Below are 14,916 nucleotides of genomic sequence, written 5' to 3' on the forward strand. Positions count from 1 at the left end.
AAACCGCCCTCTACGCTAGGTCCGACCCCGATGAGATTCCTCACATCGGAAGTCGACGCTCAGAAAGGACTGGGGGCACCATGACTGTTCTCGACTCGATTCTCGACGGTGTGCGGGCCGACGTGGCCGCGCGTGAATCGGTGGTCGATTTCGCCGCCGTCAAAGCAGCAGCGAAAGCAGCCCCGGCACCTCTCGACGCAGCGGCAGCCCTTCGTGAGGACGGTATCGGCGTCATCGCCGAGGTCAAGCGTGCCAGCCCGTCCAAGGGTGCGTTGGCAGACATCGGTGATCCAGCGGTTCTGGCTCGTGCTTACGAGCAGGGCGGTGCCCGCATCATCAGCGTCCTCACCGAAGAGCGTCGCTTCCACGGATCTCTCGCGGACCTCGACGCGGTTCGTGCCGCAGTCTCGATTCCGGTGTTGCGCAAGGATTTCATCGTCGGTCCGTATCAGATCCACGAGGCTCGGGCCCACGGTGCCGATGTCATCCTGCTGATCGTCGCGGCACTCGAGCAGGATGCCCTGGCGTCGTTGCTCGATCGCACGGAGTCGCTGGGCATGACGGCACTGGTCGAGGTGCACACCGAAGCCGAAGCGGATCGTGCTCTCGAGGCCGGTGCCCGCGTCATCGGCATCAACGCACGTAACCTCAAGACACTCGAGATCGACCGCGACAGCTTCGGCCGAATTGCGCCCGGTCTGCCCAGCGAGGTCATTCGTGTCGCAGAGTCCGGTGTACGAGGAACTGCCGACCTGCTGGCCTACGCCGGTGCCGGTGCCGACGCAGTGCTCGTCGGCGAGGGCTTGGTCACCGCAGGCGATCCCCGGACCGCCGTCTCGGACCTGGTGACGGCGGGAACACATCCGTCGTGCCCCAAGCCCGCACGCTGACTCTGCAGGACCGACTCGGGCACCCGACCCGAGCGCGGCGGCAGTCCGCCGTTGGGGCACACTGGTGCGGTGAGCACCAGCAATTCTTCAGGCACCACGGACGCCCCACAGGTAGTCCGTTTCAAGGGCGCTGATCTGCCGCAGAGCAGCATCGGCCTCACCGATCGCAGCGCGCACGAGCCCGATGTCGGTGGTCACTTCGGTGTCTACGGCGGCAGGTTCGTCCCCGAGGCGCTGATGGGTGTGATCGAGGAAGTCACCGCCGAGTACGAGAAGGTGCGCAGCGACAACGAATTCCTCGGCGAACTCGATCGACTGCAGCGCGACTACACCGGCCGACCGTCACCGGTCTTCGAGGCGACACGGTTGTCCGAGCACGCCGGCGGCGCTCGTATCCTTCTCAAACGAGAAGACCTCAACCACACCGGTTCTCATAAGATCAACAACGTTCTGGGCCAGGTTCTGCTGGCGAAGCGAATGGGCAAGACCCGAATCATCGCCGAAACCGGTGCGGGCCAGCACGGAGTCGCCACGGCGACGGCATGCGCACTGCTCGGGCTCGAATGTGTCGTGTACATGGGCGAGGTCGACACCGAACGGCAGGCACTCAACGTCGCTCGGATGCGCTTGCTCGGATCGAGCGTCGTGGCCGTGAAGTCGGGATCGCGCACCCTCAAGGACGCCATCAACGAGGCGCTACGCGATTGGGTCACCAACGCGGACAACACGTACTACTGCTTCGGCACCGTCGCCGGGCCGCACCCGTTCCCGGTCATGGTTCGCGACTTCCAGCGCATCATCGGCCTCGAGGCGCGGCAGCAGGTGCTCGCCTCCATGGGGAGGCTGCCCGACGCCATCGCCGCCTGTGTCGGCGGTGGGTCCAACGCGATCGGAATCTTCCATGCGTTCATCGACGACGCCGACGTTCGGCTGATCGGCTTCGAGGCGGCCGGCGACGGCGTCGAGACGGGCCGTCACGCTGCGACGATCAGCGGTGGAACTCCGGGAGCGCTGCACGGGGCGTACTCGTACCTGCTGCAGGACGAGGACGGTCAGACCGTCGAATCTCATTCGATCTCAGCCGGTTTGGACTACCCGGGTGTCGGTCCCGAGCATTCCTACCTGCATGACATCGGTCGCGCAGAGTACCGGGGCATCACCGATACCGAGGCGATGAATGCGTTCAAGCTGCTGTGCCGTACCGAGGGCATCATTCCGGCCATCGAGTCCTCACATGCCATCGCAGGCGCACTGACCCTCGGCAAGGAGTTGGGCGAAGGTGCGATCATTCTGGTCAACCTGTCCGGGCGTGGCGACAAGGACGTCGACACCGCGGCCGAGTGGTTCGGCCTGATCGACGGAGACGGCGACGCGAACGTGGACGAAGAAGTGGGTATCAAGCCATGAGCAACAACGACTCTCGCCTCTCTGCGACCTTCGGTCAGTGCCGCGCCGAAGGGCGCGCAGCACTCGTCGGGTACCTCCCCGCAGGCTTTCCGACCGTTCCGCGCTCGGTCGAGGTGTTCAAGACCATGGTCGACGCCGGATGCGACATCGTCGAGGTCGGCATTCCGTATTCCGATCCGGTGATGGACGGACCCACGATTCAGGCCGCAGCCGACGTCGCGCTGCGAGCCGGTGCTCGGGTCAAGGACGTGTTCGCAGTGACCGAGCAGGTCTCTGCCGCAGGCGGAAAAGCAGTCGTCATGACCTACTGGAATCTGGTCCTCAAATACGGCATCGAGAACTTCGCCCGCGATCTCGCCGGTGCGGGCGGGCTCGGAATCATCACCCCCGATCTCATTCCGGACGAGGCGCAGGAATGGATCGAGGTTTCCGACAGGTACGGTCTCGACCGCATCTTCCTCGTAGCTCCGTCGTCCACCGAGGAACGGCTCGTCAGCACCGTCGAAGCCAGCAGCGGTTTCGTCTACGCCGCCTCGACCATGGGCGTGACCGGTGCCCGCGACGTGGTGTCCTCGATGGCCCCCGAATTGTCGGCTCGCATCCGAAAGCACTCCGACATCCCCATCGGCGTCGGCCTCGGTGTTCGCTCTGGCGCTCAGGCCGCCGAGATCGCCCGCTACGCCGATGCAGTCATCGTCGGATCGGCCTTGGTCAGTGCCGTGGACAACGGACTCGACGCGGTGCGTGACCTGACGACGGAACTCGCCGAGGGTGTCCGTTCCGCTAACGTAGCGTCGTGACCTCGACCGAGATTCTGGCCTACATTCCCAGCCCCGCGCAGGGAGTGTGGCACGTCGGACCGCTCGCTCTGCGGGCCTACGCCCTGTTCATCATCATCGGCATCGTCGTATCGGTGGTGTGGGGCGATCGCCGTTGGGTCGCTCGAGGGGGAACCAAGGGCACCGTCCTCGACGTCGCAGTCTGGGCCGTTCCGTTCGGTTTGCTCGGTGGACGTCTCTACCACGTGGCAACAGACTGGAAGACGTACTTCGGTCCCGGCGGAAATCCGGTCGAAGCTCTGTACGTCTGGAACGGTGGTCTCGGAATCTGGGGAGCGGTGTTCCTCGGCGGAGTCGGTGCTTGGATTGCCTGCCGTCGACGAGGGATCCCCTTGCCTGCATTCGGTGACGCGGTGGGGCCCCCGATTCTGCTGGCCCAGGCGATCGGCCGCATAGGCAACTACTTCAACCAAGAGCTGTACGGTCGTGCAACCACGCAGCCGTGGGGTCTGGAAATCTACGAGCGAGTCGACTCGAACGGGCGACTGGACCCTCTGAACGGCGTGTCGACCGGGTTCGTGGAGAAGGTCGTCCACCCGACGTTCCTCTACGAGTTGCTGTGGAGCCTCGCGATCGTCGCCCTGCTGGTGCTGATCGACCGCAAGTACACGATCGGCCACGGACGACTGTTCGCGTTGTACGTCGCCGGATACTGCGTCGGGCGTTTCTGGGTGGAACTCATGCGTGACGATTTCGCGACGAAGATCGCGGGACTTCGCGTCAACACCTTCACATCCGCCATCGTCTTCGTCCTGGCGGTCGCCTACTTCGTCATCGCCACCAAGGGTCGCGAAGACCCCGCGACACTGAAATCGAACGACGACGTGGACGGCGGTAACGACGCCGCAGACGGCGATGCCTCCGGCGATGCGGACGAGACCGACCGAACCACCGATGCTCGGGACGTGCAGACGTCCGACAAGAAAGCCGAGGAAGAAGGCAGTACACGTGGTTGATTTCGACAAGACCCACGGCCCCGAATCCGGTTCCGGCACAGGCGATTCCAGTGACGGTGACGCCAAGCCGACCACGCCGTTCGGCACTCCGTTCGACTACGGTGCCACCGCCGAGGCGTCGCTCTCGGAGCCGCCGGCAACCTCGGAATCCGCACCGTCGCACGGCCCCACCGGGCCCACGGGGCCGGGCTGGGATACGTATTCGGGTATCGGAAACGGCCCAGGTTGGTCCAGCACACCGAGCTACCCGGCCCCGAGCCCGGACGGCAGTATCGACAATCCGGTCGGAGGATTCCCGCCGGCCCAGAACTACCCGGCCCAGAACTACCCACCCCAGAACTACCCGCAACAGGGGTACGGCCAGCAGCAGGGCTACCCGCAACAGGGGTACGGCCAGCCGCAGAGCTACGCGCAGCAGGGGTACGGCCAGCAACAGGGCTACCCGCAGCAGGGGTACGGCCAGCAACAGGGCTACCCGCAGCAGGGCTACCCACAACAGGGCTACCCGCAACAAGGGTTCGGTCAGTCGCAGGGTTTCGGTGCGCCCATGGGCTATGCGGGCGGACACCCGTACGGCGTCGGCCCAGACGCTCCGTACGGTCGCGATCCGGTCACCGGCGAGCCGTTGTCGGACAAGTCCAAGATCGTCGGCGGCCTGCTGCAGATATTTCTCGGTTGGTTGGGTGTCGGTCGCTTCTACCTCGGCAGTACCGGGATCGGTGTCGCCCAGCTGCTCCTGTTCTTCTTCGGTGTTCTGCTCACCGCAGTGTTCGGCCTCGGGCTGATTCTGCTGTTCGGGCTTTTCGTCTGGCACGTCGTCGACGGCGTGCTCATTTTGGTGGGCAATGTATCGGACGCTCAGGGGCGAAAACTGAGAGACTGAGCCCTCGTTCGCACTGCACTCGAACAAGGGAGCCCGAAGTGAGTGACTCAGGTACATCGTCGTCCGACGGATCACCGGGCGACGCATCCGGTTCCACGGAACCGACGATCTCGTTCGAGAAGGGCAGTCCTGCAGGTTCGGGTCCCGTCTACGGCGCACCCGATCCCAATTACACGACCCCGAACTACGGCACCCCGAACACTCCCGGTGCCGCCGATCAGGGTCAGCAGTTCGGACCTCCTCCCGGTGTCGGTTATCCACCGCCCGCCGATGGTTCGGGTCAGTACTTCGCGCCGCCGCCGCCGTACTCGGGTGGTCAGTACGGTGGGCCGCAGTACGCGGGTGGTCCTGGTTTCATGGACCCGATGGCTCCCTACGGCCGGCACCCGGTCACCGGCGAACCCTTCTCCGACAAGCAGAAGCTGACGGCAGGCCTGCTCAACATCCTCCTGGGCGCATTCGGAGCCGGTCGTTTCTATCTCAACCAGCCGGGTATTGCAGTGGCCCAGATTGCAGTCACGTGGCTCACCTGCGGTATCGGTGGCATCTGGCCGTTGATCGACGGGATCATGATGCTCACCGGCAGCGTGCGCGACGAACACGGTCGACCGCTGCGCGACTGACGACCGTTTCGACGGCCACCGGCATTCGCGATTGCATCGTTGCGAATTCCAACTGCTACGATTTCGCCATCCGGGAGCAATCTCGGATTCTTTCGCGGGCCAGGGCTGTCCCGGTGAATTCCCGACAGGCGTTTCGATTTCGGCTTGTGAGACCGTTCCGGTCGACATGAACCGAACCAGCCGGCGGGGTTGCCGAGACTCACGGCGCAGCGGTCGAAGTCGCTGCTTCGCCCTCACGCACCCCACCGGCCTACGTGGAGGTGATCGTGGTGCTGTTTTCTCGGATGCCTGCGGAGCAGGGTCTGTACGACCCGAGCTTGGAGAAGGATTCCTGCGGCGTGGCGATGATCGCCGACATCGCGGGACGACGGTCCCATGCCATTGTGGCCGACGGCGTTCTGGCACTGGAGAATCTGGAACATCGCGGCGCTGCCGGGGCCGAACCCAACAGCGGTGACGGCGCAGGCATTCTGATCCAGCTCCCGGTCGAACTTCTCGTCTCTCTCGCGCCGTTCGATCTACCTACGGCATCAGCCGACGGTGACAATACATTTGCAGCCGGCGTGTGTTTTCTGCCGCAGGGAATCCGGGAGCGTGCGCTCGCCGTCGAACGTGTCGAATCCGTTGCGACCGAAGAAGGTCTGGAGATCCTGGGTTGGGTCCCGGTCGAGGTAGATCCCGATCGAGCCGACGTGGGAGTCACCGCTCTGGGCTGTATGCCGTACATGAGCTACCTCTTCGTCACGGCCCCCGAGGTCGACGGCGTGCGGCCGGCCGGTCTGGCGCTCGATCGGTTGGTGTACGCGCTGCGTAAGCGTTCGGAACGGGTCACCCCCGAGATCGAGGCCGAGGGCTCCGGGTTGTTCTTTCCATCGCTGTCCTCGCGCACCATCGTCTACAAGGGCATGCTCACCACGATGCAGCTGCCGCTCTACTTCCCGGAGTTGCGGAACCCGTTGTGCACGAGCGCTATTGCCATCGTTCACAGTCGATTCTCCACCAACACGTTTCCGTCGTGGCCGCTGGCGCACCCGCATCGCTACGTGGCCCACAACGGTGAGATCAACACCGTCAAGGGCAACCGAAACCGAATGCGGGCTCGGGAAGCGCTGCTCTCGAGCGACCTGATCCCTGGTGACCTCGAGCGGTTGTTCCCGATCTGCAATCCCGATGCGTCGGACTCGGTGTCCTTGGACGAGGTGCTCGAACTGCTGCACCTCGGTGGACGCAGTGTTCCGCATGTGGTGATGATGATGGTGCCGGAGCCGTGGGAGAACCACCGCACGATGGATCCGCGAGTGCGGGCGTTCTATCAGTTCCATTCGTCGATGATGGAGGCCTGGGACGGCCCGGCTTGTGTGACGTTCACCGACGGCAGCTACGTCGGGGCCGTACTCGATCGCAACGGGCTTCGCCCCGGTCGCTGGTGGCAGACGGCCGACGGTCGCGTGATCCTCGCCAGCGAGGCCGGCGTGCTCGATGTGCCGCAATCCGAGGTCGTCGCCAAGGGCCGACTCGAGCCGGGCAAGATGTTCCTGATCGACACCGTCGCCGGACGATTGGTACCCGACGAGGAGATCAAGCTCCAACTGGCCACCGAACATCCGTATCAGGAGTGGCTGCATGCCGGACTGCTCGAGATCAAGAGCCTGCCCGAGCGCGCGCACATTCAGTACAACCACGACTCCGTGGTGCGCAGGCAGGTCGCGTTCGGTTACACCGAGGAAGACCTGCGCGTCGTACTGACACCGATGGCCGCATCCGGGGGAGAGCCACTGGGGTCCATGGGCACCGACACCCCTGCGGCAGTCATGTCGCAGCGCTCGCGTCAGCTCTACGACTACTTCATCGAGCTGTTCGCCCAGGTCACCAACCCGCCGCTGGATTCGATCCGGGAGGAGATCGTGACCTCGCTCGCGCGGGTGATGGGTCCCGAGCAGAACCTGCTCGAGCCCACCGCGGCGTCGTGCAGGCAGATCGTGTTGCCGTGGCCGGTGCTCGACAACGACGAGTTGAACAAGATCATCCACATCAACGACGACGGCGACCACCCCGGATTGTCGGCGACGGTGTTGCGTGGCCTCTACGAGGTCGAGCGCGGCGGCGAAGGTCTCGCCGAGGCCATCGAGGAACTGCGTGCTCGGGCATCGGAAGCCATCGCTGCCGGGTACACAACGCTGATCATCTCCGATCGCGACTCGGACCACACCCGCGCTCCGATTCCGTCGTTGCTGGCCACCTCGGCCGTACACCACCATCTGGTGCGCACCAAGGAGCGCACCAAGATCGCACTCGTCGTCGAATCCGGCGATGCACGCGAAGTCCATCATCTCGCGCTGCTCATCGGATTCGGTGCCGCCGCGGTCAACCCGTATCTGGCGATGGAATCGATCGAGGATCTCGTCGGCGAGGGTGAGCTGACCGGCGTCGAACCGACGATCGCAGTACGGAACTATCTGTACGGTCTCGGCAAGGGTGTGCTCAAGGTGATGTCCAAGATGGGCATCTCGACCGTCGGGTCCTACACCGGCGCACAGGTTTTCGAGGCGGTCGGTCTCGATCGCGAGGTGGTGCGCGAGTACTTCAAGGGCACGGTCAGCAAGCTCGGCGGCGTCGGCCTGGACGTGCTCGCCGAGGAGGTCAAGCTGCGCCACCGTCGGGCGTACCCCGAGAACCCCACCGACCGTGTTCACCGTCGGTTGGAAATCGGCGGTGAGTACCAGTTCCGGCGGGAAGGGGAACTGCACCTGTTCACGCCCGAAACGGTGTTCCTGTTGCAGCATGCGACCCGCACCGGGCGCTACGACGTGTTCCAGAAGTACACCGACGAGGTGGACCGGCTCGCTCGTGAAGGCGGTGCCCTGCGTGGTTTGTTCGAGTTCAAAGATGGTGTGCGGCAGCCGGTTCCGCTCGACGAAGTGGAGTCGGTCGAATCGATCGTGACGCGGTTCAACACCGGAGCGATGAGCTACGGATCCATTTCTGCCGAAGCGCACGAGACGATGGCCGTGGCGATGAACAACCTCGGCGGCCGGTCCAACTCGGGTGAGGGCGGTGAGGACGTCGACCGCCTCTACGACCCGAAGCGCCGCAGTGCCGTCAAGCAGGTGGCCAGTGGCCGCTTCGGGGTGACCAGCGACTACCTGGTCAACGCCACCGATATTCAGATCAAGATGGCGCAGGGAGCCAAGCCAGGCGAGGGCGGTCAGTTGCCCGGCTACAAGGTGTATCCGTGGGTGGCGAAGACACGACATTCGACGCCGGGCGTCGGCTTGATCTCGCCGCCCCCGCACCACGACATCTATTCGATCGAGGATCTCGCGCAGCTGATCCACGACCTCAAGAACGCCAACGAGAATGCGCGCGTGCACGTCAAGCTCGTCAGTTCTGTCGGCGTCGGCACGGTGGCGACCGGCGTCAGTAAGGCGCACGCCGACGTCGTCCTCATCTCGGGATACGACGGCGGCACCGGGGCGGCACCGTTGACCTCGCTCAAGCATGCCGGCGCTCCGTGGGAGATCGGCCTGGCCGACGCTCAGCAGACGCTGGTGCTCAACGGCTTGCGTGACCGCATCACCGTGCAGTGCGACGGTGGAATGCGCACCGGTCGCGACGTCATCGTCGCGGCACTTCTCGGTGCGGAGGAATTCGGATTCTCGACGGCTCCGCTGATCGTGGCGGGATGCATCATGATGCGTGTCTGCCACCTTGATACGTGCCCGGTCGGGGTCGCGACCCAGAATCCGGAGCTGCGCAAGCGGTTCACCGGGAAGCCGGAGTTTCTCGAGGACTTCTTCAAGTTCATCGCCGAGGACGTGCGAAAGTACCTCGCGCAGCTCGGCTTCCGCAGTATCGACGAGGCAGTGGGCCACGCCGACGTACTGGAGACAGCCGCAGGCGTCGCACACTGGAAGAGCAAGGGCCTGGATCTGGCTCCGATCTTCGCGATGCCCGTCGACCGGCACGGTGCCCCGATGTCGCAGCGTCGACGCCTCCGCGGGCAAGACCACGGTCTCGATCTCGCGCTGGATCGGACGCTGATCCAGTTGGCGGAGGGAGCGCTGGAGGATGCGCATCCGGTGAAGCTGGAGCTGCCGGTACGTAACGTCAACCGCACCGTCGGAACGCTTCTGGGGTCCGAGGTCACCCGACGCTACGGCGCGGGTGGACTCCCGGACGACACCATTCGCGTTGCGTTCACCGGATCGGCAGGGCAGTCGCTCGGTGCCTTCCTTCCACCGGGTATCACGATCGATCTGGTCGGTGACGCGAACGACTATGTCGGCAAGGGACTGTCGGGTGGTCGCATCGTGGTGCGTCCGGCCGACGATGCGCCCTTCGTCGCCGAGGACAACGTGATCGCCGGCAACACCATTCTGTACGGCGCAACCTCGGGCGAGGTGTACCTGAGGGGCAAGGCAGGGGAGCGCTTCGCGGTCCGGAACTCGGGAGCGATCGCGGTGAACGAGGGCGTGGGTGACCACGCGTTCGAGTACATGACCGGTGGCCGGGTCGTCGTGCTGGGCCCGACCGGTCGCAACATGGCCGCGGGAATGTCCGGCGGTATCGCCTTCGTTCTCGGTCTCGATCCGGCCGACGTGAACATGGCGATGGTCGAACTGCAGGTCCCCAACCCGGACGATCTGGTGTGGCTGCGCGAGACCGTCGAGAATCACCAGCGCTGGACCGGGTCCACCGTCGCGACCTCGTTGCTGGCCGACTGGCCACGCCGGTCCGCGCTGTTCACCAAAGTCATGCCCGTCGACTACCAGCGGGTGCTGGAAGCGACTCGAATGGCGCGTGCCGAAGGGCGCGACGTCGATGCTGCGATCATGGAGGCTGCACGTGGCTGATCCACAGGGATTTCTGAAAGTCGTCAAGCGCGAGGCTGTCAAGCGTCCGATCGGTGAGCGCGTCAAGGACTGGAACGAGGTGTATTCGCACCAGCCGACGAGCGAACGGGCCGCGGAGGTCTCCGATCAGGCACGTCGTTGTATGGACTGCGGAATTCCGTTCTGCCACTCCGGAACTGCAGGTTGTCCGCTGGGCAATCTCATTCCCGAGTGGAACGATCTGGTTCGTCGTGACCGGTGGGATGCGGCGAGCGACCGACTGCACGCGACCAACAACTTCCCGGAGTTCACCGGTCGGGTGTGCCCGGCACCGTGCGAATCAGCCTGTGTGCTTTCGATTTCCGAGGCGGCCACCGGCGGTAGCGTCACGATCAAGCGGGTCGAGCAGACCATCGCGGATCTGGCCTGGGAAGAGGGCAGCATCGTTCCGCAGCCGCCGACGATCACCACCGGCAAGCGAGTCGCCGTCGTGGGATCCGGTCCTGCGGGATTGGCTGCGGCACAACAGCTCACACGCGCCGGACACGACGTCACGGTGTACGAGCGGGATGACCGCCTGGGTGGTCTGCTCCGGTACGGCATCCCCGAGTTCAAGCTGGAGAAGTCGGTGCTGGATCAGCGCCTGATGCAGATGCGGGCCGAGGGAACACATTTCGTGACCGACTGCGAGGTGGGCATCGACTTCACGGTCGAGCAGCTCCGCGAATCCTTCGATGCCGTCGTGCTGGCGGTCGGCGCTCTGCGGGCCCGAGACAACACCGAGGTGATCGGTCGCGAACTCGACGGTATCCACCTGGCGATGGAACACCTGGTGCCGTCGAACAAGGAATGTGAGGGCGACGGTCCCACGTCGATCTCGGCCGCGGACAAGCATGTGGTGATCATCGGCGGCGGCGACACCGGGGCCGACTGTCTGGGTACGGCGCACCGCCAAGGTGCCGCGTCGGTCACCCAGCTCGATTACAACCCTGCTCTGCCCGGGGCACGCGACGACAGCCTGTCGCCGTGGCCGTCGTGGCCGTTGGTACTGCGCACCTCGCCTGCGCACGCCGAGGGCGGCGTTGTACGTCATCAGGTGGCCGTGCAGCGCTTCCTCGGTGACGAGCGCGGACACGTGCGTGCCATGGTGCTGGCCGAGGTGGAGGTGCAGCGTGACGCGGACGGTCGACGCGTCGTCACACCGATCGGTGAAGAGGTCGAACTGCCCTGTGATCTGGCGCTGTTCGCCATCGGTTTCGAAGGCGTGGAGCACGGTCCGTTGCTCGACGAGTACGGCCTCGCGCTCACCAAGCGTGGTGCGTTGTCGTGTGGTCCCGACTGGCAGACCACCGCGCCTGGGGTGTTCGTCTGCGGAGATGCGCATCGAGGTGCGTCGTTGGTCGTGTGGGCGATCGCAGAGGGACGATCGGCGGCTCATGGAGTCGACGCTTTCCTCACCGGGCACTCGGAATTGCCGTCTCCGGTGCACCCCACGGCACTGCCTCTCGCGGTGGTGTGACGCTCGTCTCTGAACCGGTGCAGACCGTCCCAGCAGCGGCGTAGCGAGGCTACCGATCGGTAGTATCCGACTGGGAACGTCTGCGATAGAGAACGGGGCGTCCAGCGGCTAGGCTCGCTTTCGTGAGCCGACGTACGAAGATTGTCTGCACCCTTGGACCCGCAACCGCAACCACAGAGCGAATCCGTGAACTCGTAGAGAGTGGAATGGATGTCGCACGACTGAACTTCAGCCATGGTGATCACCCCGATCACCAGGCCAACTACGAGAGGGTCCGCGCAGCGTCGGACGCCACCGGCAAAGCCGTGGGCATTCTGGCCGACCTGCAGGGACCGAAGATTCGTCTCGGCCGCTTCGCCGAGGGCTCGACCACCTGGGCCAGCGGTGAGCTGATCCGTATCACCGTCGAGGAGTGCGAAGGCACCCACGACCGGGTGTCGACCACTTACAAGGAACTGGCTCAGGACGCGAAGGAAGGCGACCGCCTCCTCGTGGACGACGGCAAGGTCGGCCTCGTGGTCACCGGAGTCGAAGGCAACGACGTGCTGTGTCGTGTCACCGAAGGTGGACCGGTCAGCAACAACAAGGGCGTCTCCCTGCCCGGCATGGACGTGTCCGTTCCGGCCATGAGCGAGAAGGACATCGCGGACCTCGAATTCGCACTCGCTCTGGGATGCGACTTCATCGCGCTCTCGTTCGTCCGTTCGCCCGCGGACGTCGAACTCGTCCATGCCGTCATGGATCGTGTCGGCCGCCGAGTTCCCGTCATCGCCAAGCTGGAGAAGCCCGAGGCTGTCGACAACCTCGAAGCCATCGTGCTCGCGTTCGACGCCATCATGGTTGCCCGCGGTGACCTCGGCGTCGAGTTGCCGCTCGAGCAGGTCCCGCTGGTGCAGAAGCGCGCCATTCAGATCGCTCGCGCCAACGCCAAGCCCGTCATCGTCGCGACTCAGATGCTCGAATCGATGATCGAGAATTCCCGTCCGACGCGCGCCGAGGCCTCCGACGTGGCCAACGCGGTGCTCGACGGCACCGATGCGGTGATGCTGTCCGGTGAGACCTCGGTCGGCAAGTACGTCATGGAGACGGTGCGGACCATGGCGCGCATCGTCGAGACGGTCGAGACCGAGGGCGACAGCGTTCCGCCGCTGACACACGTCCCGCGCACCAAGCGCGGCGTGATCTCCTACGCCGCCCGCGACATCGGAGAGCGGCTGGATGCCAAGGCTCTCGTGGCCTTCACACAGTCGGGTGACACCGTTCGACGGTTGGCCCGTCTGCACACCAAGCTTCCTCTTCTCGCGTTCACCTCGATCTCCGAGGTACGCAGCCAGCTGTCGCTGAGCTGGGGAACCGAGACGTTCCTGGTACCCGACGTGGGGTCCACGGACGCGATGGTCAAAGAGGTCGACAAGGCGCTGCTCGAACTCGGTCGGTACAACAAGGGCGATCAGGTCGTGATCGTGGCCGGTGCCCCTCCCGGCACAGTAGGCTCGACCAACTTGATCCATGTGCACCGAATCGGAGAAGAGGACCGGTAAGTGGTCGAAGCGGGGGGAACCGGCGTCAGCGAAAGCGCGCCGAGCAGTACAGCGGTGAAGACCGATCTCGAGACGCTCCTCGATCTCCTCGCACTGGAGGAGGTCGAGGAGGACGTGTTCGTCGGCGTTCACCCCGAGCAGGTGGGGAGCCGTACGTTCGGGGGACAACTTGTCGCACAGGGCCTGATCGCAGCGGGTCGCACCGTGTCCGGCACGTCGCGGGACGTCCACGCGATCAACGCCCACTTCATCCGCGGTGGTGACGTCAAGAAGCCCATCGAATACCGGGTCTCGCGCCAGCGCGACGGCCGCGCCTTCGCCAACCGTCAGGTGACTGCTGTCCAGGACGGCAACGAGCTGTTCGTCATGCTCGCAGCGTTCCAAGATTTCGGAAAAGGCCTGGAACACAGCGTCGAGGTTCCCGAGGTCCCGTACCCCGACGCGCTGCCACCCCTGGGCGATCATTTCGTCGGGTACGAGGATCGACTCCAGATGTTCGTCGATGCTCTCAAGCCGATCGACATGCGCTACGCGAACGATCCGGCCTGGATCATGCACGGTACCGGTGAGAAGCTCAATCACAATCGAGTCTGGATGAAGGCCGACGGCGATCTGCCCGACGCCTCGATATTTCACGCCGCGACCATGGGCTACGCGTCGGACACCACCGTGCTCGATTCGATCATCACCACTCACGGACTGTCGTGGGGACTCGATCGGATCGTCGCCGCCACGGTGAACCACTCCATCTGGTTCCACCGACCGTTCAGGTTCGACGAGTGGGCCCTGTACGCCACCGAATCACCCGTCGCCGCCGGCTCGCGTGGCCTGGCCACCGGTCGTTTCTTCTCGATGGACGGCCAGTTGCTGGCAACGGTCGTGCAGGAAGGCCTCATTCGACATTTTCCGAAGCGGGTCCGCGACTGAACGCGCTCGCCCAGGCCCGAGTCTTGGCTGCAAGGTCCAGTGAGGCGTGCGCCGGACTGGTAGAGGGCAACCGGGTGAATTCGACGCGGGGGAGCGGCAGTCCCGTCGCCACGTGACGTCGGTAGCTCTCGGCCGCCTTGGCTCCGTTGAAGAACACCCTGTCGATATTCGGCTGCTGCGCGAAAAGTGACTCGAAATCGTTTGCAACGATAGATGATTCGACAATTGCCGAATCGAGACTGCCCGCGCGCGTGCACAGTTTCAGTACATCCCAGACGGCAATTCGGTGGTCTCGGAGGCGCTCTGTGCGTGCGTCGTACGGGAGTTCGGGTCCGGCACCGAACAACGTTCCCATGATCGGCCAGAACGCATTTCGTGGATGGGCGTAGTACTGCTGCGCCGCCAGCGATGCGACGCCGGGCATGGAGCCCAGAACCAGGGTGGTTGCGCCCGGGCCGACGATCGGCTCGAAACTGTGCACGACGTTCATGGCGCGATT

10 protein-coding genes and 1 pseudogene are annotated in these 14,916 nt (G+C 64.6%); 10 read left to right on the forward strand and 1 reads right to left on the reverse strand.

Going from position 1 to position 14,916, the window contains the following annotated elements; all coding sequences use genetic code 11:
- Window positions 1-80: 80 nt before the first annotated feature.
- From trpC to CH286_RS20355, 10 genes and pseudogenes are all read left to right on the forward strand, one after another.
- Entirely contained in the window at window positions 81-890 is an 810-nt protein-coding gene (gene trpC / locus CH286_RS20310; RefSeq protein WP_032378991.1) for an indole-3-glycerol phosphate synthase TrpC, read from the forward strand.
- A gap of 135 nt (window positions 891-1,025) precedes the next feature.
- Window positions 1,026-2,297: a tryptophan synthase subunit beta gene (gene trpB / locus CH286_RS20315; RefSeq protein WP_052058451.1), complete on the forward strand. Its 1,272-nt coding sequence runs from the start codon at window positions 1,026-1,028 to the stop codon at window positions 2,295-2,297.
- The gene (trpA, locus tag CH286_RS20320; protein WP_094610213.1) at window positions 2,294-3,097 is read left to right on the forward strand and encodes a tryptophan synthase subunit alpha; all 804 of its coding nucleotides are present in this window, start codon (window positions 2,294-2,296) and stop codon (window positions 3,095-3,097) included. Before trpB ends, trpA begins: the two co-directional genes overlap by 4 nt.
- Window positions 3,094-4,092 (forward strand): prolipoprotein diacylglyceryl transferase, encoded by a 999-nt coding sequence (gene lgt / locus CH286_RS20325; protein ID WP_032403997.1) that lies wholly within the window; start codon window positions 3,094-3,096, stop codon window positions 4,090-4,092. Before trpA ends, lgt begins: the two co-directional genes overlap by 4 nt.
- Complete coding sequence (locus CH286_RS20330) at window positions 4,085-4,975, forward strand: TM2 domain-containing protein (protein WP_255182719.1); 891 nt, start codon at window positions 4,085-4,087, stop codon at window positions 4,973-4,975. Before lgt ends, CH286_RS20330 begins: the two co-directional genes overlap by 8 nt.
- Before the next feature lie 41 nt (window positions 4,976-5,016).
- Window positions 5,017-5,598, forward strand: a pseudogene (locus CH286_RS28465) (TM2 domain-containing protein); the annotation flags it as partial.
- A gap of 269 nt (window positions 5,599-5,867) precedes the next feature.
- On the forward strand, window positions 5,868-10,451 hold the full coding sequence (gene gltB, locus CH286_RS20340; protein WP_032404071.1) for a glutamate synthase large subunit: 4,584 nt from the start codon (window positions 5,868-5,870) through the stop codon (window positions 10,449-10,451).
- Window positions 10,444-11,949: a glutamate synthase subunit beta gene (locus tag CH286_RS20345; RefSeq protein ID WP_032403999.1), complete on the forward strand. Its 1,506-nt coding sequence runs from the start codon at window positions 10,444-10,446 to the stop codon at window positions 11,947-11,949. Before gltB ends, CH286_RS20345 begins: the two co-directional genes overlap by 8 nt.
- Before the next feature lie 122 nt (window positions 11,950-12,071).
- The gene (gene pyk, locus CH286_RS20350; protein ID WP_080730620.1) at window positions 12,072-13,490 is read left to right on the forward strand and encodes a pyruvate kinase; all 1,419 of its coding nucleotides are present in this window, start codon (window positions 12,072-12,074) and stop codon (window positions 13,488-13,490) included.
- A complete protein-coding gene (locus CH286_RS20355; protein WP_052070679.1) occupies window positions 13,491-14,417 on the forward strand; it encodes an acyl-CoA thioesterase in 927 nt (308 codons plus the stop codon).
- Here CH286_RS20355 and CH286_RS20360 read toward each other — a convergent pair.
- Window positions 14,383-14,907 (reverse strand): DNA-deoxyinosine glycosylase, encoded by a 525-nt coding sequence (locus tag CH286_RS20360; protein WP_037150767.1) that lies wholly within the window; start codon window positions 14,905-14,907, stop codon window positions 14,383-14,385. The two genes, CH286_RS20355 and CH286_RS20360, sit on opposite strands and share 35 nt — an antisense overlap.
- Window positions 14,908-14,916 lie beyond the last annotated feature (9 nt).

The sequence above is a fragment of the Rhodococcus sp. WWJCD1 genome (assembly GCF_002258735.1).
Taxonomy (GTDB): domain Bacteria; phylum Actinomycetota; class Actinomycetes; order Mycobacteriales; family Mycobacteriaceae; genus Rhodococcoides.

Coding starts and splice junctions, on each gene's coding strand:
- trpC (WP_032378991.1), top strand. CDS start 81: ATGACTGTTCTCGACTCGATTCTCGACGGTGTGCGGGCCGACGTGGCC.
- trpA (WP_094610213.1), top strand. CDS start 2,294: ATGAGCAACAACGACTCTCGCCTCTCTGCGACCTTCGGTCAGTGCCGC.
- CH286_RS20360 (WP_037150767.1), bottom strand. CDS start 14,907: ATGAACGTCGTGCACAGTTTCGAGCCGATCGTCGGCCCGGGCGCAACC.